Source organism: Hyphobacterium lacteum (assembly GCF_036330345.1).
Lineage (GTDB): Bacteria > Pseudomonadota > Alphaproteobacteria > Caulobacterales > Maricaulaceae > Hyphobacterium > Hyphobacterium lacteum.
The window spans coordinates 113,149-132,926 of the sequence record NZ_JAZDRP010000003.1 but is presented as its reverse complement, the minus strand read 5'-3'; the positions used below and the strand labels follow the sequence as shown (position 1 = coordinate 132,926).

At 60.9% G+C, this 19,778-nt stretch carries 20 protein-coding genes and 1 pseudogene; 13 read left to right on the top strand and 8 right to left on the bottom strand.

Annotation, left to right across the window (positions count from 1 at the left end; translation table 11 throughout):
• Positions 1-39 precede the first annotated feature (39 nt).
• The 8 genes from V0U79_RS05440 (at position 40) to V0U79_RS05405 (ending at position 6,309) form a co-directional block, all read left to right on the top strand.
• A complete protein-coding gene (locus V0U79_RS05440; protein WP_330198465.1) occupies positions 40-813 on the top strand; it encodes a CPBP family intramembrane glutamic endopeptidase in 774 nt (257 codons plus the stop codon).
• A 59-nt stretch (positions 814-872) separates the two neighbouring features.
• Positions 873-1,811, top strand: coding sequence for an alpha/beta fold hydrolase (locus V0U79_RS05435; RefSeq protein WP_330198464.1), 939 nt, complete (start codon positions 873-875; stop codon positions 1,809-1,811).
• Positions 1,812-1,897: 86 nt separating this feature from the next.
• Entirely contained in the window at positions 1,898-2,194 is a 297-nt protein-coding gene (locus tag V0U79_RS05430; protein ID WP_330198463.1) for an aa3-type cytochrome c oxidase subunit IV, read from the top strand.
• A gap of 255 nt (positions 2,195-2,449) precedes the next feature.
• Complete coding sequence (locus V0U79_RS05425) at positions 2,450-3,571, top strand: Re/Si-specific NAD(P)(+) transhydrogenase subunit alpha (RefSeq protein WP_330198462.1); 1,122 nt, start codon at positions 2,450-2,452, stop codon at positions 3,569-3,571.
• 12 nt (positions 3,572-3,583) lie between these two features.
• On the top strand, positions 3,584-3,925 hold the full coding sequence (locus tag V0U79_RS05420) for an NAD(P) transhydrogenase subunit alpha part 2 (protein WP_373696445.1): 342 nt from the start codon (positions 3,584-3,586) through the stop codon (positions 3,923-3,925).
• Positions 3,922-4,338: a hypothetical protein gene (locus tag V0U79_RS05415; RefSeq protein WP_330198461.1), complete on the top strand. Its 417-nt coding sequence runs from the start codon at positions 3,922-3,924 to the stop codon at positions 4,336-4,338. The genes V0U79_RS05420 and V0U79_RS05415 overlap by 4 nt, the downstream gene beginning before the upstream one ends.
• Positions 4,338-4,886, top strand: a complete 549-nt coding sequence (locus V0U79_RS05410) for a hypothetical protein (protein ID WP_330198460.1) — start codon at positions 4,338-4,340, stop codon at positions 4,884-4,886. The genes V0U79_RS05415 and V0U79_RS05410 overlap by 1 nt, the downstream gene beginning before the upstream one ends.
• Before the next feature lie 22 nt (positions 4,887-4,908).
• The gene (locus V0U79_RS05405) at positions 4,909-6,309 is read left to right on the top strand and encodes an NAD(P)(+) transhydrogenase (Re/Si-specific) subunit beta (protein WP_330198459.1); all 1,401 of its coding nucleotides are present in this window, start codon (positions 4,909-4,911) and stop codon (positions 6,307-6,309) included.
• Positions 6,310-6,312: 3 nt separating this feature from the next.
• Here the strand turns inward: V0U79_RS05405 and V0U79_RS05400 are convergent, their stop codons facing one another.
• The 3 genes from V0U79_RS05400 to V0U79_RS05390 are packed head-to-tail and all read right to left on the bottom strand — an operon-like array spanning position 6,313 to position 9,146.
• Positions 6,313-6,675, bottom strand: a complete 363-nt coding sequence (locus V0U79_RS05400; RefSeq protein WP_330198458.1) for a VOC family protein — start codon at positions 6,673-6,675, stop codon at positions 6,313-6,315.
• The gene (locus tag V0U79_RS05395; RefSeq protein ID WP_330198457.1) at positions 6,672-8,435 is read right to left on the bottom strand and encodes an N-acyl-D-amino-acid deacylase family protein; all 1,764 of its coding nucleotides are present in this window, start codon (positions 8,433-8,435) and stop codon (positions 6,672-6,674) included. Before V0U79_RS05395 ends, V0U79_RS05400 begins: the two co-directional genes overlap by 4 nt.
• A 12-nt stretch (positions 8,436-8,447) precedes the next feature.
• A complete protein-coding gene (locus tag V0U79_RS05390; RefSeq protein WP_330198456.1) occupies positions 8,448-9,146 on the bottom strand; it encodes a helix-turn-helix domain-containing protein in 699 nt (232 codons plus the stop codon).
• 105 nt (positions 9,147-9,251) lie between these two features.
• On the opposite strand from V0U79_RS05390, the gene V0U79_RS05385 reads away from it, so the two are divergent.
• Positions 9,252-9,818 carry a hypothetical protein gene (locus V0U79_RS05385; protein WP_330198455.1) on the top strand — a complete coding sequence of 189 codons (567 nt, stop codon included), beginning with the start codon at positions 9,252-9,254 and terminating at the stop codon, positions 9,816-9,818.
• Here V0U79_RS05385 and V0U79_RS05380 read toward each other — a convergent pair.
• Positions 9,794-10,720: a bile acid:sodium symporter family protein gene (locus V0U79_RS05380; RefSeq protein WP_330198454.1), complete on the bottom strand. Its 927-nt coding sequence runs from the start codon at positions 10,718-10,720 to the stop codon at positions 9,794-9,796. The genes V0U79_RS05385 and V0U79_RS05380 overlap by 25 nt on opposite strands.
• Positions 10,721-10,884: 164 nt before the next feature.
• Here V0U79_RS05380 and V0U79_RS05375 point away from each other — a divergent pair, with 164 nt between their 5' ends.
• The 3 genes from V0U79_RS05375 (at position 10,885) to V0U79_RS05365 (ending at position 13,759) form a co-directional block, all read left to right on the top strand.
• Positions 10,885-11,337 carry a baeRF12 domain-containing protein gene (locus tag V0U79_RS05375; protein ID WP_330198453.1) on the top strand — a complete coding sequence of 151 codons (453 nt, stop codon included), beginning with the start codon at positions 10,885-10,887 and terminating at the stop codon, positions 11,335-11,337.
• 95 nt (positions 11,338-11,432) lie between these two features.
• Positions 11,433-12,644, top strand: a complete 1,212-nt coding sequence (locus tag V0U79_RS05370) for a parallel beta-helix domain-containing protein (RefSeq protein ID WP_373696450.1) — start codon at positions 11,433-11,435, stop codon at positions 12,642-12,644.
• Complete coding sequence (locus V0U79_RS05365) at positions 12,644-13,759, top strand: SO2930 family diheme c-type cytochrome (protein WP_330198451.1); 1,116 nt, start codon at positions 12,644-12,646, stop codon at positions 13,757-13,759. The genes V0U79_RS05370 and V0U79_RS05365 overlap by 1 nt, the downstream gene beginning before the upstream one ends.
• On the opposite strand, the gene V0U79_RS05360 is transcribed toward V0U79_RS05365, so the two are convergent.
• Both V0U79_RS05360 and V0U79_RS05355 read right to left on the bottom strand, forming a co-directional pair.
• Positions 13,756-14,148: a hypothetical protein gene (locus V0U79_RS05360; protein WP_330198450.1), complete on the bottom strand. Its 393-nt coding sequence runs from the start codon at positions 14,146-14,148 to the stop codon at positions 13,756-13,758. The genes V0U79_RS05365 and V0U79_RS05360 overlap by 4 nt on opposite strands.
• A 326-nt stretch (positions 14,149-14,474) precedes the next feature.
• Positions 14,475-15,107: pseudogene (locus V0U79_RS05355) on the bottom strand (nucleotide-binding protein); the annotation flags it as partial.
• A 229-nt stretch (positions 15,108-15,336) separates the two neighbouring features.
• Between V0U79_RS05355 and amtB the strand changes: the two are divergent.
• The gene (gene amtB, locus V0U79_RS05350; RefSeq protein ID WP_330198448.1) at positions 15,337-16,620 is read left to right on the top strand and encodes an ammonium transporter AmtB; all 1,284 of its coding nucleotides are present in this window, start codon (positions 15,337-15,339) and stop codon (positions 16,618-16,620) included.
• Between the two features lie 100 nt (positions 16,621-16,720).
• Here amtB and aceB read toward each other — a convergent pair whose 3' ends face one another.
• Positions 16,721-18,352: a malate synthase A gene (aceB, locus tag V0U79_RS05345; protein WP_330198447.1), complete on the bottom strand. Its 1,632-nt coding sequence runs from the start codon at positions 18,350-18,352 to the stop codon at positions 16,721-16,723.
• Between the two features lie 21 nt (positions 18,353-18,373).
• Positions 18,374-19,657: an isocitrate lyase gene (gene aceA, locus V0U79_RS05340; protein WP_330198446.1), complete on the bottom strand. Its 1,284-nt coding sequence runs from the start codon at positions 19,655-19,657 to the stop codon at positions 18,374-18,376.
• Between the last annotated feature and the right edge of the window lie 121 nt (positions 19,658-19,778).

Genomic DNA, 19,778 nt, shown 5'->3' with positions numbered 1-19,778 from the left:
TCGGCAGGGCGCGATCATCAAACACGGATGAGCACCCCCATGCCTCCCCGGTTTGTCTTGCCGCGCCCGGCCTGGCCCTTCGAGCCAGAGGATCTGATGAACCGGGTCGCGATGGACCGACGCGGAACGCTGGGCGATCCTCTCGGCTGGATGCTGGCCTGGCCGCTCCTGGTTCTGGGTTCGACGATTGTTGCCGGCGTTATTACAGGTCTGGTCACCAGCCTGAATGGCGGCGATGTGGCGGCGAGTTACGACCGCGCGATCGAAACCTATTATCTCGTCCTGATCGGCACCTATGCCGGGGTTCTGGCCCTGTTCGGGCTATGGCTGTTGCCGCGGGGACTGGCCTCTCCCGTCCTTGATCCGCGCCCACAAAGGCCGGGGCTGGAGACCGCCTATGGCGCCATCTTTTTCACCCTCAGCCTGGTCTTCAGCATCACGGCGGTCGATCTCCTGCAACGGGTCTCGCCAATCCCGCTGGACATGACCTCGCCGCCCATGCCGGAAAATTCGCAATACGCCGTCTGGTTTCTGGTACCGACGATCGTGCTTCTGGCGCCCTATATCGAGGAAGTCGTCATCCGTGGCTGGATCCTGCCAGCGCTGGTCGTGCGAATGGGCGGATGGTTCTGGCCGATCCTGCTGACGTCGGTGTTTTTCGGCCTGCTACACGTTTTCGCGGGCTGGCCAACGGTCGTCTACACGACCGTGCTGGGCGTCTGTGCGGCCCTGGCCAGAAAGGTCACCGGGCGGTTGTGGGCGCCCATTCTTTTGCATATCGCCAATAATGCGCTGGCGGTGTCGAATCTTTGACGCGAACGTCAACGTCGGGAGCAATTGACGCACTGCACAATCGGGTCTAGCCGATAAGTATGAGCAAAGCATCCGAAGCCCTGCGCGAAATCCGCCCGCCGCTGGAAGACCTCAACGGCCAGAAACCGGAATATCCGGAATGGCTCACAAAAATGCTGGCAACCGGCACCGAGTCCGGCCGTGTCGAGGTTGATGGTGTGGACATCGTCTGGAAGGCCTGGGGTGAGCGCGGCAAGCCGGGCATCATGCTGGTTCATGGCGGCGTCGCCCACAAGCAATGGTGGGATGCGATCGCACCGGCTTTGCTGGAAAACCGCCGCGTGGCCGCCATCGATCTGTCCGGCATGGGCGATAGCGGTCATCGAGAAGTCTACCGCGTTCCTCAATATGCCGACGAGGTGAAGGCCGTGGCTGAAGCTGCTGGCCTTTTCGAAGCCGGAAAACCCTTCCAGGCCGGCCACTCCTTCGGCGGTTTCGTTACCATGATGTCGGCCATGACGTATGGCGATGAGCTGGCGGGCGCGATCATTTTGGATTCGCCCGTGCGGCCACAAAAGGAGCAACGCTCCTCCTCACCGCCGCGGCGCGGAGGCAAGGTCTATGAGGACATGGAAACCCCGATTGCGCGTTTCCGTCTTCTGCCGCCGCAGCCCTGCGATCAATTGGCTGTCATCGACCATATCGCGCGCAACTCGCTGAAGGCGGTCGATGGCGGATATTCCTGGAAGTTCGACGTCAATCTCTGGGCCAAGATGGAGTTCCAGCGCCGGGATCCCGAGGTGCTGCGCGACACCACGAAGTGCCCGCTGGCCTTCTTCCGCGGTGCCAACTCCTCACTGGTGACAGAAGAGATCTGGGCCTTCATGAAAGAGACCTTCCAGGCTGACACGCCAATGGTCTCGATTCCCGACGCCGGACATCATCTGATCCTCGACGAGCCGCTGGCCGTTGCCGCCGCACTGGAAACCCTGATGCAGTCGGGCTGGAGCCAGCGCTGAAACGCCACACGCAGAAGACTTGGCGGACACGAAAACGCATGATAATCCGCATCCAAATCCGGTTTTAGACCTGCAAGGGGGCACACATGGCTGATTACGAACGCGGCACGATGAACATCGCGGAACAGAGCCGCACGTTTTCCAGCTTCATCGGCATGTCCGTCTGGTTTGGCGGGCTGACCATTCTGTCAGTCCTTTTCCTGTCGCTCACCTTCGCTGCCCACGCCGGCTGGATGGTTTCGCTGATTATCACCACGATTGTGGGCATCCTGATGGGACTCGCCCTGAAGCTGAAGGCCAGCTGGTATGCGACCGTGATCGGCTTTGCCGCGATCTGCTTCCTGAGCGCGATTGTGGCAGGCCTTGTTGGAATGATGCTCTAGCCTGAACCGGGCATTCTTTATTGAGACTGCCGGGTTTGTTTTGACAGCGAAATCGCTTCATCCAGCCTGCAGCTGACAGCATCGGTTATTCCGGCTGTAGATTATCCAATTCAGCATCGTCCCTGCATGCGCACCTTTCAAATCGGGGCGCTTTGAACAAGCAAATCCGTGCGGCGGGCTGCCCCCCTTTTCAGCGTCGCTGAATTGCCCCATGGTGCGGTTTCCTTTGAGCCTCTCAAAGCCGAATCGGACCGCATGAAGATTGCCATCCTGAAAGAACGCCGCGACGGGGAAACCCGGGTTGCTGCCACTCCCGAGACCGTCAAGAAACTGATCGGTGCCGGGCATGAGATCCATGTCGAGAAGGGAGCCGGCGAGACCGCCAGCCTGCCGGACGACCTGTTCGAGGCCGCCGGTGCCAAGATGGGCACGCTGGCCGCCACGCTGAAAGACGCCGATGCGATCTACGCCGTGCGCACGCCTGACGATGCGACACTGGCCAAACTGCCCAAGGGCTGTCTTCTGGTCGGCCTGCTGGAGCCGCACGGCGACAAGGCCAAAGCAAAATCCTTTGCCGATGCCGGCATTGATGCGCTGTCGATGGAATTCACACCGCGCATCACCCGGGCGCAGGCGATGGACGCCCTCTCCTCGCAATCAAATCTCGCCGGATATCGCGCCGTCATCGAAGCCTCGCAAATCTATCGCCGGGCCTTCCCGATGATGATGACAGCCGCGGGTACCGTTGCCGCGGCCAAGGCGTTCATCATGGGGGCCGGTGTGGCCGGCCTTCAGGCGATTGCCACCGCGCGCCGGCTGGGCGCTGTGGTCTCGGCCACCGATGTCCGCCCCGCCGCCAAGGAGCAGGTCGCCTCGCTGGGCGCGAAATTCATCGCGGTCGAGGACGAGGAATTCAAGGCGGCCGAGACGTCCGGTGGCTATGCCAAGGAAATGTCCAAGGAATACCAGGCCAAACAGGCCGAGCTGGTGGCCAGCCACATTGCCAAGCAGGATGTGGTCGTCACCACCGCGCTGATCCCGGGTCGTCCGGCCCCGAAACTGATCACCAAGGCGATGGTTGAGACCATGAAGCCGGGCTCGGTGATCATCGACATCGCAGCGGCCATGGGCGGTAATTGCGAGCTGACGAAGCCGGACGAAATCGTCGAACACAAGGGTGTTTCGATTGCCGGCTTCACCAATCTGCCCGGCCGCCTGGCGGCTGATGCCTCGGCGCTCTATGCGCGCAATCTGGTCAATCTGACGCCGCTTCTGGTGGATGATGACGGCAAGCTGGCGCCGCACTGGGATGATGAAGTCATTGTCGGCATGGCGCTGACGCGCGACGGCAAAGTCGTGCACGAGACACTGAAATAGGAAGGGACCACCATGGACGCTGTTGATCCGATCACCCTCCGCCTCGCCATTTTCGTGATGGCGATCTTCGTCGGTTATTATGTGGTCTGGTCAGTGACCCCGGCCCTGCACACGCCGCTGATGGCGGTCACCAACGCCATTTCATCAGTGATCATTGTCGGTGCACTGCTGGCTGCGGCGGCCCCCGCCCTGATCGGGGATGGCGCTGCTTCGGGTTCCAGTTTTGCCAAAGGTGCAGGCGCGCTCGCCGTCATACTTGCCAGCGTGAACATTTTTGGCGGCTTCCTCGTCACCCAGCGCATGCTCGCCATGTACAAGAAAAAAGACAAACCGGCCGAGGGGCCGAAGTCATGATCCGCACACTGACAGCCGCCCTTCTGCTGGTCAGCGCTGCGAGCGCGGCTGACGCCCAGCGACGGGTGATGACAGGCGCTCAGGACACCGGGATGCTGGATTCCGGGTCAATCGAGTGCCGTATCGCAGAAACCGCATTCACGCGTGGCGGCGGTGGTTTTGTCTGCGACACCGGTCCGACTGGCCGCATTTTCATGGCCACTGATGGCGGCACACGCCCCGGGGGCATCTCCGCCTTCATGAGCTGGCTTATCGAGGCCCGCAACAGCCAGACATCCGCAAGGGATTCCATCACGGTGCACTATGACACCGCTGACAACGCATCACAGGCGATTTGCGACGAGACCGGGCTGCGCGGGGCGAGCGCCCGCAATCCCATTCCCTGCTATCGCATTCTGGCGGTGATCGATTGATGCGACAGGCAAGACACATCTTCGCAGCGCTCGCACTGATCGCCGGCAGTTTCTGGCTGACCCCGGGGACGGCCCAGGCGCAGGAACAGCTGCGCCAGCCACAACAGGTTCCGCGCGTACCCGCAAACAGAATCCAGGACAGGGAAGAAGACGTTCCGACCCTGACGCGCCGTGTTCTGGAGATGCTGGGCGAGGACGAGGATGAAGCGGAAGAAGAACAGCAAAGGCGGGCGGATCGCGGCCGGGAACCGGTCAGCGATTATGGCCTTGAATGCCGGAATATTCGCAGGCTTCAGGTCATGGACATCCTCGTCCGCGTGCATTGCCAAGACCCGGATCGGTATGGAAACCTGATTTATACCTTCCCGATCGGTGGTTATGGCGATGTAACGCCGGACACCCAGATCCGCCGCTGGCACGCCAGTGAGCTGATCCAGGCCGTACAGAGCGTTACGGCCAATCCCAACGCCGTGCTGCATATGCGCGTTAGCGAGCGGTACGCCTATGAACCCAGAATCCAGTATTTCTACATCGAGTATGAGGACTGACGGCTAAAGCCGAGGATAACCCATGAACGCTGATCTTGCTGCCATTCTCTATCTTGTCTCGGGCGTGCTTTTCATTCTCGCGCTGAGAGGGTTGTCGCATCCCGAGACGGCGCGCCAGGGCAATTATTTCGGCATGGCCGGCATGGCGATCGCCATCGGCGTCACCCTGCTGGTGGCCGGTGTCGGGTTCGGCGGCCTGGCCCTGATTGTCGGCCTGATGGCCGTTGGCGGCATTATCGGCGGGGTCATCGCCCAGCGGATCCCGATGACGGCGATGCCGCAACTGGTGGCGGCCTTCCACTCACTGGTCGGCATGTCAGCGGTGCTGGTGGCAGCCGCCGCCTTCTACCGGCCCGATATTTTCCATATCGGGACCGCTGGCGATATCCACGGAATCAGCCTGCTGGAATTGTCACTCGGATCGGCCATTGGCGCGATCACCTTCTCCGGTTCGGTCATTGCCTTCATGAAGCTGCAAGGCCTGGTGTCCGGCGCCCCTGTCGTGTTCAAGGGGCAGCACTGGATCAACCTCGCCATGGGCGGCTTCATCGCCCTGATGATCATCTTCCTGATGGCGTCGGGCGGACAGCTCGGCTTTGCCTTCTGGGCGCTGACCATTGTGGCTTTCATTCTCGGCGTCACGTTGATCATTCCGATCGGCGGCGCGGACATGCCGGTCGTGGTCTCCATGCTGAATTCCTATTCCGGATGGGCCGCAGCCGCACTCGGATTCACGCTGGAAAACACCGCCCTGCTGGTCACCGGTGCACTGGTTGGCTCCTCGGGTGCCATCCTGTCCTACATCATGTGCAAGGGCATGAACCGGTCCTTCATCTCGGTGATACTCGGTGGTTTCGGTGGCGAGGCCGCGGGGCCCGCCGGTGAAGGTCCGCAGGGCACCGTCAAGCAGGGCTCGGCCGATGATGCGGCCTTCATCCTGAAGAATGCCCGCAAGGTCATCATCGTTCCGGGCTATGGCATGGCCGTCGCCCAAGCCCAGCACGCGCTGAAAGAGATGGCCGATGTGATGAAGCATGAGGGCGTGGACGTATCCTACGCCATTCACCCGGTCGCCGGCCGCATGCCCGGCCATATGAATGTGCTGCTGGCCGAAGCCAACGTCCCGTATGACGAGGTGTTCGAGCTGGAAGACATCAATTCGGAATTCTCGAATGCGGATGTAGCTTTCGTGATCGGCGCCAATGACGTCACAAACCCGGCCGCCGAGGATGATCCGTCCTCGCCGATCTACGGCATGCCGGTGCTGCAGGTCTGGAAAGCCGGCACGGTCTTCTTCATCAAGCGCTCCCTTGGCTCGGGCTATGCCGGGGTCGAGAACCCGCTCTTCTTCCGCGACAATACTATGATGCTGCTCGGCGATGCCAAGAAAATGACCGAGCAAATCGTCAAGGCTATGGACTAGGCGTTACCAACAGCCCTCATAGACAATCACCTGAATGCCCAGCGGGTCGCGTAGATAGAGATAGCGCGCACCCCAGGGCCGGTCTTTCAGGTCTTCCGGTTCGATATCGGCCGGTAGTCTCTTGATGAACTCATCCAGCGGCTCGGCCCGGAATTGCAGGCTGAGGCCGGAGAAATCATGGACGACATCCGTATCGTAGATTTCCAGCAGCGCCTCGTTGTGACCGTCACCCAGTGCGAGGATGACGCCCTTGTCGTCGCCCTCGTCCCATTCCTCGACCGCGACCATGCCGAACAGGCGCTGATACCAGGCCTGCACTTCCGCCATGCGCGGGGTCGATATCTTGGTCTTCTGGGAGAGTTTCAAACCCGTCCTGCCCGCACCAGCCGCCCCGGCTTCTGGCCGGTGAATTTGTCGTCCATCACGACCGGCACACCGTCGACAATGGTCGCCCTGTAGCCGCGCGCACCCTGCAATAGGCGCTGACCACCGGCGGGCAGATCCTTGACCATGTGCGGCGGTTCCAGCTGGAGACCGTCATAGTCGATCACATTGATGTCGGCCTTCAGGCCCTCGCGGATATAGCCGCGATCCTTCAGCGACAGGAAGTCGGCGATATCGCCGGTCATCATCTTCACCGCCTGTTCGATCGGGATTTTCGGTCCACGCGTCCGGTCCCGTGTCCAGTGTGAGAGCAGGTAGGTCGGCATGGAGGCATCGCAGATCGTGCCGACATGGGCGCCGCCATCACCCAGCCCCTGCAGCGCCTGAGGGTGTGTCATCATCTTCATGACATTGCCGTAGTCGCCCTCGGTGTAATTGTAGATCGGGAAATAGATCAGCTCCTTGCCGTCGCGCTCCAGCACAGTGTCGTAGAGCTTTTCCATCAGCGGAACGCCCTCGGCTTCGGCCTTGGCGGCAAGCGAATTTTCCGGCGGCTGCTCATAATCCGGCGGATTGCCCAGCTGGAACAGCTTGGTGGCGACGAACTCGATATGCTCCATCAGCAGGTCGGCCAGCGGCGGAATCGACGAACCCGGCCCGGACAGCTTGTCGGTCTTCTCGCTCAATATCTGGGCCTTGAACTCCGGCGTCTTCATGATCGCCACCCGTTCCTCGAAGGGCAGATGCGCGATCTTCTTGTAGCTGGGATAGCCCATGAAGAAGTGGAAGGTGCATTGCAGGCCGAGGAAAACGCCGATGCCTCGCGGTGCCGTCTGCACACGCATGTCGACGCCTTCGGCCTTCATCGCCTCGGCTTTTTCCAGAATGCGCGTCCACTGGTCCGGCGCGAAATCTCGCTGCATCAGGGACATGGAGAAGGGCCGCCCACCGGCCGCCTTGGCATAGGCTTCCAGCACACTCCATTCCGCTTCGAACCGGTCGCCTTCACGTTCAAGATCAAAATCGGAAACGGCCTGGACCACACCATAGTCCAGTCCTTCAAACGCTTTTGCGATGCCCGCGAGTTCCTTCGACGTCGCTTCGGAGGACGGCGTCCAGTCGCCATCGGCGGTCTTGTGCACATCGGAGCGCCCGGTGGAGAAACCGATCGCGCCAGCCTCCATGGCTTCGCGAACGAGGCTGCGCATTGTCGCGATGTCCTCTTCGCTGGCTTCTTCCTCGGCGATGGCGCGGTCGCCCATGACAAAGACGCGCAGCGGATCATGGCCGATATGCACCGCCACATCGATGGTGCGCGGCTGGGACTCCAGCGCGTCCATGTAATCGGGGAAGCTCTCCCAATTCCATTTCAGGCCTTCGGCCAGCGCCGTACCTGGAATATCCTCGACGCCTTCCATCAGCTTGATCAGACGTTCGTGGTCGTCGGGTTTCACCGGGGCGAAGCCGACGCCGCAATTACCCATGATCGTGGTGGTGACGCCATGCCGGGATGACGGTTCCAGCTGATCGTCCCAGGTCGCCTGGCCGTCATAATGGGAGTGCAGATCGAGAAAGCCCGGCGTGATGATGCAGCCTGACGCATCGATTTCGCGATCGGCACTTTCCGGACAATCGCCGACAGCAACGATCACACCGTCCCTGATGCCGATGTCCGCTGAACGGCCGGCAGCGCCGGTCCCGTCATGGACGATGCCGCCCCTGATCCTGATGTCGTAACCCATCTCACTCCCCGGTCAGCTTGCCGGGAGTGTGGCCCGAAACTGGTTCGGCGTTAAGCCGGTGAAGGCCTTGAAGGCACGGGAAAGTGCAGAATGCTCGGAATAGCCCGCTTCCAGCGCTGCATCGGTCAGCGGCATTCCGGAACGAACGGCGTCGATGGCGCGCTGCACTCTGAGCCGGGCACGATATTGTTTCGGACTCTGAGCCAGCACTGAACGGAAATCCCGCTCCAGCTGGGCAATCGAGCAATGCGCAGATTGCGCGAGATCTTCCATCGCGGGTGGTTCGGCCAGATGCCCGGCGATCAGATCCGTTGCGCGGGCGAGACGCGAATAGATCCGGTCGGCCGCCGGCCTCTGCGGCAACGGAAAGGATATGCCTTTCACGATCGGCTCGCCGTCTTTCCAGACCTGGGTCCGGGCATAGAGATACCATTTGCGGTACCCGGTATGATCATAGGTGAAATCGAAACGGTCGATCAGCGTCCGTCCCGACGCGACCGCACTATCCAGCTCGTCATACCGCTCGACGATCCCGGTATCGAAGAAGTCGGTTGTGCGGCGGCCGATCACATCCGACGCCGAACTGGCACCAAAGAAGCCGGCCAATAGCGGGTTGGCCCCGACATAACGCCGGTCGGCATCCTTCAGGAACTGGATGCAATGGCCCAGCCGGCCGAGATTGGCCGACAGCGCCAGGGGATTTCGGGTCACCGCAATCATGGCCCGTGAAAATCTGCGCGATGCGGAGTCAGGTCAAGACGCAAGCCGGGCACGGTGACTAACATCTGCGTGAATGAACACATGGAGTCTGTCGCCATGAAAAATCGTTTCTTGAAGGTTCTTGCGGTTCTCGCCGCAGGATCCAGCCTGAGTGCGGGGGCAAGCGCCCAGTCGAACACAGCCCCGCAATCGTCTCCGTGCTCAGGCGAGGAATTCCGCCAGCTCGACTTCTGGGTCGGCGACTGGCACGCCGAATGGGACAATGGGGACGGTACGACCGGATTCGGCGAAAATCTCATCACCCGCGACGAGTACGGCGATTGCGTTATCTATGAACGCTTTTCGACCGAGAATTTCGCCGGTGCTCCTTTCCGTGGCATGTCGGTCTCAACCTACCATGCTCCGGTCGGCGCCTGGCGCCAGTCCTGGGTTGATGACAGTGGGGGGTATTTTGCGCTGGTCGGCGGGCCGGGTGGAGAGAACGACGACTATGATTTCATGGTGGAAAACACCCGCATCGTTGATAGCGCGCCTTACCGGAGAATGATCTGGCAGGATGTAACGCCAGACAGCTTCACCTGGCGCTGGCAGGGCCGCGCGTCGGAAGATGAGGCCTGGGCCGACCTCTGGGTCATTCTCTACACGCGCGCGGACCGCGAGTAGCGGTCCCATAGCCGGAATCCGCCTGCCAGGATCATCCCGGCGGCCAGATGCCAGAGCGACCAGAAGCCGACGACGGCCGCCGCGCCGCCCAACGTCGGAAACTGGGTCAGCAGGATGACCAGACCCAGCCCGGCATTCTGGATTCCGATCTCGAAAGCCAGCGCCCTGCGCGAGCCATTGTCGAGGCTGAGCATACGCCCCATTAAGGCGCCGAGTGCGAAGGCCGAGGCGTTATGGATGATCGCCACCGGTGCGATCAGATAACTGCTGGCCAGCAGCAATTCCCAGTTTGACCAGATCCCCACGGCGACCAGCAGAATCAGGATGCAGATCGCCAGCGCGTAAACGAAGGGCTGGATCAGGGCCGCCCATTTCGGCCTGAAGGTGGACATCAGCATGCCGATGGCCAGAGGAAAGCCCAACGCCATGCCGGTCTGCAAAACAAAGGGCAGCATGTCGACATCGACAGAACGGATGAGCTCGGCCGTGGGCGGGTAAAGGCTGGACCAACCCAGAATGGCGATCGGTGTGACGATGAAGGCCAGAGCGCTGGAAGCGGCCGTCAGAGAAACCGAATAGGCCGCGTTTCCCCGTGCCATCAGGACCAGAAGGTTGGAAACATTTCCGCCCGGGCAACAGGCCACCACGATCATCCCGAAAGCAATGGACGGTGTGGGCGCCAGAAGGTGCGCTAGCCCGATCGACATTAGCGGCAGGCCGATGATCTGGGTCGAAAGACCGCCGAGGAACATTTTCGGGCGGCGGCCCAGAAAAGCGAAATCTTCCGGTTTTAGGGTCAGCGCCACGGAGAAAATCATCACCGCCAGGCTGATTGTCAGGCCGATGCGGGAGCCCTGGCCAACGGTGACCTGGATCGCATCAATCGCGGCGGCATCTGTCATTCTGTCTCCCGGCGTTCACGCTGCACCATTGACGCTTGCACCGCCGGACAAGGCAAGACCCGGAACCGGACTTCGTATGACCCGTCGCGTCCGAATGCCGCGCTCGACAGTTGCAGGTCCCGGTTGTTGAATGGCGTCCAGAGATCATTGCGAGAAGGATAAGAATGATGGGACATGGCCCGCAGAAAACGCTCTGGGTTGCCGTCATGGATGGCGCCAAGGCCCTGATCTACCGCAATGCCGGCGACGCGGAATATCCGGTGCTCAAACTGGTCGAGGCCTTCAAACATGAAGGCGAGGCGTCACATGATATCGGGTCCGACCGGCCCGGCCGCATGGCTGATCAGGCCAAGCATCGCAGCGCTCTGGATGAAGGTGACCCGCATGGTGAGGCTGAAGCTGCCTTTCTCGCAGGCGCCATGGAGGCTCTGAACGCTGCGGCGAAAAAGGGCGATTTCGATCGGCTTCTGATCTACGCGTCCAAACCGGCACTGGGTGTTATACGCCCGCATTTCAGCGCTGAACTCGGCGAGCGGCTGCTCGACAGTATTGCACTCGACATCACGCATGAGCCCGTCGACCAGATCGAGAAACGTGTTCACGCCGCGTTGAGCTGACGCAAATCTCTGGACGCATTAACGCGGCCTGCTAGTCTCCGGCGAGTGAACAGCGTTCAGGGGAGGCGCGCGTGAGCAAGTCCATCATCCATTCCATGCTGGCTATGGGCGCGGCCATGAGCCTCGCGGCTTGCGGCAGCGGCAATGAGGGCCGTGACCTTTCCGGTGCGGATTCCGACTTCCAGACTACATTGATCGAGCAATTGATCGACGCCCGGCCCGGCGATGTGATCGAGATACCGGCAGGGGTCTATTCCTTTGACCGCTCCCTGTCGCTCGCTGTCGATGGCGTCACCATCCGCGGAGCGGGCATGGATGAAACCATATTATCCTTTGCCAACCAGACCTCTGGCGCGGAGGGATTACTGGTGACGGCCAGCGACTTCACGATTGAAGATATTGCCATCGAGGACACGCGCGGCGATGCGCTTAAGGTCAATGAGGGCGAGAACATCATTATCCGCCGGGTGAGGACGGAATGGACCAATGGTCCGGATACCGATAATGGCGCCTATGGCATCTATCCAGTGCAGACCACCAATACGCTGATCGAGGACGCTGTTGCCATTGGCGCATCAGACGCCGGCATTTATGTGGGCCAGTCGCGAAATGTGATCGTGCGCAACAGCCGGGCCGAATACAATGTTGCCGGGATCGAGATCGAGAACACGATCGGCGCCGACGTCTATGGCAATGTCGCGACCAACAATACGGGCGGCATACTGGTCTTCAACATGCCCAATCTGCCCCAGCCCGGGCATTCCACACGCGTCTACAACAATCAGGTCTTTGACAACAACACCGGGAATTTCGGTCACCCCGGAACGCCGGTAGCCAGTGTGCCGGCCGGGTCCGGCATCGTCATCAATTCCAATGACCGGGTCGAGATTTTCGACAATGACATCCGTGACCATCGCACAGCGAACATTATTATCTCATCGGTCTATTCGACCGGATATTCCGATGTCAGCGTGCAGGAGGATTTCGATCCCTATCCGGAAACGATCTGGATTTCCGGCAATGAACTGGGCGAAGGCGGCGGGAACCCGGACAATGTCGAACTTCAGGCGCTGCGCGTTCTGATGTTCGGGCTGACCGGCAACATTCCCGACGTTCTCTGGGACGGTTTCCAGAATGCCGATCTGCTGGTCGAGGGTGACATGCCGGAGCAATACCGGATCTGCGTCGATAATGGCGATGCACAGATGCTGAATGTGGACGGTCCGAACGGATATGCCGACCCGGCAATGGTCGAAGATACAGCCTGTCAGCATGAGCGTCTGCCGGAGATTGTTCTGCCGTTCTGATGCGCCTCCTGTTTCCGTTCCTCGCTATCATTCTGGCCGCGTGCGGTAACCAGCCCGCATCACCGGCCTTTCATGCTGAAGGCCGTCCCGATCTGTTATCGGATTGGGGCATGGTGTCAGTTCGTGATGGCCATCTTGTGCTCTCCGACGGCGTTGAGCCCTATGATCTCAACACGCCGCTATTTACCGACCATGCCGGCAAGCTGCGGACGATCTGGATGCCGGAAGGGACCAGCGCCACCTACCGCGAAGGCCAGGTCCTGGATTTCCCGATCGGCACGGTGATCACCAAGACGTTCTATTATCCCGTTGATGGCGACGGGCATGTACTGCGCGGCGATCAGGGCCTTTTGGTATCCGATAGTCCCGAGACGCTGGATCTGGAACGCGTGCGCCTGGTGGAAACACGGCTTCTGGTGCATCGCGAGGACGGGTGGGTTGCCCTGCCTTATGTGTGGAATGAGGATGAAAGCGATGCCCAGCTGATGCGGGCGGGTTATTCCGAAACCCTTACCCTGGCTGAGGCCGGCGGCACTATCCGCGACATCCATTATCTGGTGCCGAATGTGAACCAGTGCGCCGGCTGTCATGCCACAAACAATACAACGCGCGCCCTGTCTCCGATCGGGCCCGCCGCGCGTCATCTCAACCGGGACTATGCCTATGCCGGCGGCGTGGAGAACCAGCTCTCACACCTCATTGCGAGGGGTTATCTGACCGGCGCACCGGATCCGGACTTGGCACCGCGCGCTGCCGTCTGGAACAATCCGGATATCCCTCTGGATCAACGCGCGCGCGCCTATCTGGATATCAATTGTGCGCATTGCCACAATCCGGTCGGACCGGCGGACACGTCAGGCTTGCACCTGAATTTCGATGCGCCTGTCAGCCCCAATCTCGGCCTCTGCAAGCCCCCGATCGCGGCCGGTCCGGGCTCGGGCGGACTCCGTTTCGATATCGTCCCCGGAAATCCGGAGGATTCGATTTTCATCTACCGGATGGCTTCTACGCGGGGTGATGTGATGATGCCGGAACTGGGCCGGTCGTTGACCCACCATGAAGGTGTTGCCCTGATCTCCGAATGGATTGCCGGTCTCGAGGGCGGCTGCAACTAGCCGTCTGCGCCCAGCGCCCGATAACAGGAACAGGCTGACAATTCTGTCTCACCAAGATGGGTCAGCAGATTATCGACGGCCTCCGACAAGAGCTGTCCGCGCGTCGTATCCAGCTTCGCGGCCGCCAGGCGGAGACGCCGGTCCTGGCGGTCCGTCAGCGAGAAGCCGTCATCGTCATCGATTTCGGCGGCCACATGGTGTGCGTCGCAGGGCCCCGGATGCGGTTGGGGTGGGGGGGCGGTATCCGCATCCGAGGCATCGCGGCGTGCGATCGAGAATGGGTCAAACGGGACATCATGCGGTGTGCGTGTGCCCGCAGGAGATGGCGCGGCCGCGCCTTTGCGGACAAGCAGGCCGGAATGAAGCGGCGCGTAGGAAGGGGAAGTCATGGTCAGCTCTGCCCTGCAACACGGTGGACGAAAGCGGTACGGCGGCCAAAGACGGCGCGCGGCGGCTGGCGCCGATCCGGAACACCTTTCGGTGGCCCGCTATCACTCTTTCTCCGGTCAATGCCATCCCATTCGGGCTGTCCATTAGCGCGGGCCTTGGGTTTGGGCAATTCAGCCTCATCCCAGCCAGGCAATACCAGTTCGCCAAGACCGGGAAGATCGTCCGGATCTTCCTCGTCACCGAACAGATCGGGAGCACCGCCGCCTGGCGTCAGTGCCGCCACAGCAAGATCGCTCATGCTGTCATGGCCATTTGCCGGCACGCCATTACGGACGAAGCGGGCCCGCAAGTAGCGCCAGAGCTTGGCCACCTCGTCGGCAGACTTGGACCCCTCATTGATTTCGCCGACGGTGCGGCCATCAATCATCGAGGCCGCAAAATCCGTCCGATGATGGATTGTGACCGGCGCAACAACGCCGTGCTGTGAAAGCGCGACAGCCGTCTCACCGGTAATGCGGGCGCGCGCCGTCGCCGAGTTGACGACAAAGACGAGCGGCTTGGAAAAGCTCTCGACGATATCGACGGTCGGGCCAACGGCGCGCAGATCATGCGGGCTGGGGCGGGTCGGGACGACGACGAGGTCCGCATGACGCACGACACCGGCGATGGATTCAGTCACAGCCGGCGGCGTATCGATGACAATCAGTTTGAATCCGGATTTCTCCAGATGCCGGATTCCGGCATCCAGGTCTTCAATGGACACTCTGGCATAGGCTGGTGCAGCACTCGTGCGGGCATTCCACCATTTTGCCAGTGACCCTTGCGGGTCGGTGTCGATCAGCGCCACCGGCCCATCGCCATTGCGTTCGGCCTCGACGGCAATATGCCCGGACAGGGTTGTCTTGCCCGACCCACCCTTTTGCGACGCGAAAACGACGACATTCGCCTGGTTCGCCATTACACCCTCACACCATCCACGCCGTTCTTCGGCTGTCTTCGCATGAGCGGACCACATCAGCGCATAAGGCCCATTTAAAGGCATTGTTCAAATTCGAACGATCGCTGCGGATGCAGGATCAGGGTTTCCGGTTACTGAACAGGATGAGGCGAATTATCCTTTCGGTCGCGGCTTTACAGCCGACGGGAGTCCCGCCACTATGCTGCAATGCAACATAACGGGGGGATCGATGTTCGCATTGGCAGCACAAGTGACCGGAGCTGTCGCCGCTCCTGAACAGCCGGATGTCATGGCTTTTGTGGCCGACAGCATGTTGCTGATGATTTCCGGAATGGTGGTCGTCTTCATGGCGGCCGGTTTCTGTATGCTGGAGACCGGGCTGGTCCGGGCCAAGAATGCCGCCACCATCTCGCTGAAGAACATCACGCTCTTCTCCATTGCGGCGATCACCTATTATCTCGTCGGCTATCGCCTCATGTATGATGGCGTGGATGGCGGGTTGATCGGCACGTTCGGCGTCTGGTCGCCCGATCCGCTGGACGAGCCTTCGGGTTCCCTCGCCTCATCTGCAGACTGGTTTTTCCAGATGGCCTTCGTTGCCACGGCCGCGTCGATTGTGTCGGGAACGCTGGCCGAACGCATCAAGCTCGGCCCCTTCCTGATCTTCATCGTTTTCCTGACCGCGCTGATCTATCCGATTACCGGCGCCTGGAAATGGGGGGAAGGCTGGCTGCATGTGATGGGGTTCGAGGATTTCGCCGGCTCGACCCTGGTCCATTCGGTTGGCGGCTGGGCCGCGCTTATGGGAGCGCTGATCCTGGGGCCCCGCTATGGCAAGTACGGTCCCGATGGGCGCATCCAGAAACCCATGCCGGGCTCGAATCTGCCCCTGGCAGCGCTGGGCACATTCATTCTCTGGTTCGGCTGGTTCGGCTTTAATGGCGGCTCACAACTGGCCGCGGGAACCATCGAGGATGTCAGCGCTGTCGGGCGTATCCTCGCCAACACAAACACCGCAGCTGCGGCCGGCGTGCTGGGGGCCTTCGTCACTGCCTATTTCATCTTCAAGAAACCCGACCTGACCCTTGTGCTCAATGGAGCCATAGGCGGCCTGGTTGCGATCACAGCCGGGCCATTGGCGCCCGAACTCTGGCAGTCGATGATAATCGGTGCGATCGGCGGCGTGCTGGTCGTTGTGTCAGTGCCGTTGCTGGACAAGCTGAAGATCGATGATGTCGTCGGCGCTATTCCCGCCCACCTTGTTTGCGGCATTTGGGGAACGCTGGTTGCCGGCCTGACCACTCAGGCCGACGGCGTCGGCATTATCGGCCAGCTGGGTATCCAGGCGACAGGAATTCTGGCCATCGGTGCGTTTACCGCCCTCCTGTCCCTGGCGGGCTGGCTGGCCCTGAAATACACGATCGGTCTGCGGCCGAGCGTGGACGAGGAAATCGCCGGTCTCGACAAGTCCGAGCTGGGCATGGAAGCCTATCCGGACTTCTACACTGGCTGAGATCTCCCGGTTTCAGGCAAAAAAATGCGCGGCAGGCCTGGATTGCGAGGAGCCTGCCGCGCCATGCCTCCCGGTCCCGCCGGTAGGCAACTAGGGAGCCCTAGTCGAATTCCGTCAATCGCATCGAGACCTGAAGCCCGTCGGTGAGACGGTCATAGGCCTTGAGCGTGAGGAATTCTGCGAATTCGTCGGACAGGACCAGTTCGCGAAGAAGATTGGCCGCTTCCGTCACCTGATCAGGGCCGGACAACCGGTAATCCGGATCTTCCAGGATCTCGGCTTCGGCGATGTTGATCGCCTCCTCGATCCAGCTGGCATCCAGAAGCACGTCCGTGTCGGTTTTCACGCCATTGACCCGCCATTGCCAGAGCTGTGCCCGGGCGATCTCGGCGGTGGCCGCGTCTTCCATCATGTTGCGGATCGGGGCCGCGCCGCGGCCCGCCAGCCAACCCGCAATATAACGGATGGCCACGTCGATATTCTCGCGGGCACCGACCTCTGTGACGCTGCCCTCCGGCGGTGCGACCAGGTCGGCTGCCGAACCCGTTACATGGAATTTCTCGTCGATCTGGTTGGGACCGGACATGACATCGTCAAAGGCCGCCTTGGCGATCGGCACCAGATCGGGGTGCGCCACCCAGCAACCGTCATGACCATCCGTGGCCTCACGCACCTTGTCGGCCCGCACCTGTTCGAATGCCAGTGCATTGGCCGCTTCATCACCCTTCACCGGAATGAAGGCCGACATACCGCCCATCGCATGCGCCCCGCGCCGGTGGCAGATGCCGATCACCCGGCGCGAATAGGCGCGCATGAAGGGCACGGTCATGTTGACCTGCGACCGGTCTGGCAGAATGCGGTCCTTATGGCCCCGCAAGCGCTTGATGTAGGAGAAAATATAATCCCAGCGGCCGCAATTGAGGCCAACGCAATAATCACGCAGCTCGTAGAGAATCTCGTCCAGCTCGAAAGTCGCCGGCAGGGTCTCGATCAGCACAGTGCAGCGGATGGTGCCGCGTTCCATGCCCAGTATCTCCTCGGCATGGCTGAAAACCAGCGCCCAGAAGCGGGCCTCGAAACGGCTTTCCAGTTTCGGCAGATAGAAGTACGGGCCCGAGCCACGCACATTCAGCGCATCGAAATTATGATAGAGGTAGAGGCCGAAATCAAAGAGGGCGGCAGAGATCGGCGAACCGTTCACCACCATGTGGCGTTCTTCGAGATGCAGACCGCGCGGACGCACGATCAGCGTTGCCGCGTCGGAATTGACGCGATAGCGCTTGCCTGACTTCTCATCGGTGAAATCGATCTGGCGGCGGATAGCCTCGCGCAAATTGATCTGACCTTCGATGACATTCGTCCAGGTCGGCGAGGTGGCATCCTCGAAGTCCGCCATGAAGCAGCGGGCGCCTGAATTCAGAGCGTTGACGACCATCTTGCGGTCGACCGGGCCGGTAATCTCGACCCGGCGGTCGCGAAGATCCGGCGGGGCGGCCCGAACAGTCCAGTCCGAAGCGCGAATGTCAGCGGTCTCGGCCGGGAAGTCCGGCAGCGCACCGGCATCATAGTCCGCCTGACGCTTCTGCCGGTCTTCCAGCAACGCCTTGCGGCGGCCATCGAAACGGCGGTGAAGACCGACGAGAAAAGACAAGGCGTGCGGGGCGAGAATGCCCCGATAGCCCGGCTCCAGCGGACCCAGAAGGTCAACGCCATTGGGATTTGTGGTGTTCATGATCTCACTCCCTGACGCTGATTATTCCGCTGCGAACTGGGCCGCTTCGGTGGATTCGCCCATGGCCGTGGTCGAGGCCTGACCGCCTGACAGGGTCTGGTTGACCAGGTCAAAATACCCGGTGCCAACCTCGCGCTGGTGACGGGTTGCGGTGTAGCCGTCCTTCTCGGACGCAAACTCGGCCTGTTGCAGCTCGGAATAGGCGCCCATTCCACGGTCGCGATAACCGCTGGCGAGATTGAACATGCCGTGATTGAGCTGGTGGAAGCCGGCGAGCGTGACAAACTGGAATTTGTAACCCATCGCTCCCAGTTCGCGCTGGTAGGTCTCGATAGTGGCCTTGTCCAGATTGGCTTCCCAGTTGAAGGATGGCGAGCAATTATACGCCATCATCTTGCCCGGGAATTCCTTCTGGATGGCTTCGGCGAAGCGCTTGGCCTCGTCGAGATTCGGCTTGGAGGTCTCCCACCACAGAAGGTCGGCATACTTTGCATAGGCCAGACCGCGCTTGATGCAGTGATCAACGCCCATGCCCTTCTTCAGGCGATGGAAGCCTTCCGCCGTGCGGCCGGCATCATAATCGATGAATTCATGGTCACGCTCGTCAATATCGGAATTGATCAGCGTGGCGGACTCGGCGTCCGTGCGAGCGACGGTCAGGGTCGGCACGCCGAGAACATCAGCCGCCAGGCGGGCCGCATTCAGATTGCGCTGATGCGCCTTGGTCGGAATCAGAACCTTGCCGCCGAGATGGCCGCATTTCTTTTCTGCCGCGACCTGATCCTCGAAGTGAACACCGGAAGCGCCGGCCTCGATATAGGCGCGCATGATTTCATAGCAGTTCAGCGGACCACCAAACCCGGCTTCGGCATCGGCAACGATCGGCGCAAACCAGTCGCGCGTGACATGGCCCTCGGAAACCTCGATCTGGTCGGCGCGCTGGAGCGTGCGGTTGATCCGCTTGGCCAGTTCCGGACCGGAATCGGCGGGATAGAGCGACTGATCCGGATACATGGCGCCCGCCTCATTGGCGTCGGCAGCGACCTGCCAGCCGGACAGGTAAATAGCTTTCAGACCCGCCCGAACCATCTGCATGGCCTGGCCGCCGGTCAGCGCACCCAGTGCGTTGATATAGGGCTCGGTCTTCAGGAGATGCCACAACTTCACGGCACCGCGCTCGGCAAGCGTATGCTCGATGCGAACCGAGCCGCGCAATTTCAGCACGGCTTCCGGCGTGTAGTCACGGTCAATGGAGGCGAAACGATCCGGCGTAGCGCCCGGGACGAGGTCGTTGAAAGTTGTCATGGTGCAATCCTTTTGTATGCGAGACCGGCGGACCGGCTGTCTGGATGACACCTTCATGCAATGACTGGACGGGGTCCATGCTCCAAAACGGGGAAAGAAGCACAGATGTATTCATTAATTA

Coding starts and splice junctions, on each gene's coding strand:
- V0U79_RS05385 (WP_330198455.1), top strand. CDS start 9,252: ATGAAAAATCGTTTCTTGAAGGTTCTTGCGGTTCTCGCCGCAGGATCC.
- V0U79_RS05365 (WP_330198451.1), top strand. CDS start 12,644: ATGCGCCTCCTGTTTCCGTTCCTCGCTATCATTCTGGCCGCGTGCGGT.
- V0U79_RS05410 (WP_330198460.1), top strand. CDS start 4,338: ATGCGACAGGCAAGACACATCTTCGCAGCGCTCGCACTGATCGCCGGC.
- V0U79_RS05405 (WP_330198459.1), top strand. CDS start 4,909: ATGAACGCTGATCTTGCTGCCATTCTCTATCTTGTCTCGGGCGTGCTT.
- V0U79_RS05420 (WP_373696445.1), top strand. CDS start 3,584: ATGGACGCTGTTGATCCGATCACCCTCCGCCTCGCCATTTTCGTGATG.
- V0U79_RS05395 (WP_330198457.1), bottom strand. CDS start 8,435: ATGGGTTACGACATCAGGATCAGGGGCGGCATCGTCCATGACGGGACC.
- V0U79_RS05435 (WP_330198464.1), top strand. CDS start 873: ATGAGCAAAGCATCCGAAGCCCTGCGCGAAATCCGCCCGCCGCTGGAA.
- V0U79_RS05440 (WP_330198465.1), top strand. CDS start 40: ATGCCTCCCCGGTTTGTCTTGCCGCGCCCGGCCTGGCCCTTCGAGCCA.
- V0U79_RS05375 (WP_330198453.1), top strand. CDS start 10,885: ATGATGGGACATGGCCCGCAGAAAACGCTCTGGGTTGCCGTCATGGAT.
- V0U79_RS05380 (WP_330198454.1), bottom strand. CDS start 10,720: ATGACAGATGCCGCCGCGATTGATGCGATCCAGGTCACCGTTGGCCAG.
- aceB (WP_330198447.1), bottom strand. CDS start 18,352: ATGAACACCACAAATCCCAATGGCGTTGACCTTCTGGGTCCGCTGGAG.
- V0U79_RS05415 (WP_330198461.1), top strand. CDS start 3,922: ATGATCCGCACACTGACAGCCGCCCTTCTGCTGGTCAGCGCTGCGAGC.
- V0U79_RS05360 (WP_330198450.1), bottom strand. CDS start 14,148: ATGACTTCCCCTTCCTACGCGCCGCTTCATTCCGGCCTGCTTGTCCGC.
- V0U79_RS05430 (WP_330198463.1), top strand. CDS start 1,898: ATGGCTGATTACGAACGCGGCACGATGAACATCGCGGAACAGAGCCGC.
- V0U79_RS05370 (WP_373696450.1), top strand. CDS start 11,433: ATGCTGGCTATGGGCGCGGCCATGAGCCTCGCGGCTTGCGGCAGCGGC.
- aceA (WP_330198446.1), bottom strand. CDS start 19,657: ATGACAACTTTCAACGACCTCGTCCCGGGCGCTACGCCGGATCGTTTC.
- V0U79_RS05425 (WP_330198462.1), top strand. CDS start 2,450: ATGAAGATTGCCATCCTGAAAGAACGCCGCGACGGGGAAACCCGGGTT.
- amtB (WP_330198448.1), top strand. CDS start 15,337: ATGTTCGCATTGGCAGCACAAGTGACCGGAGCTGTCGCCGCTCCTGAA.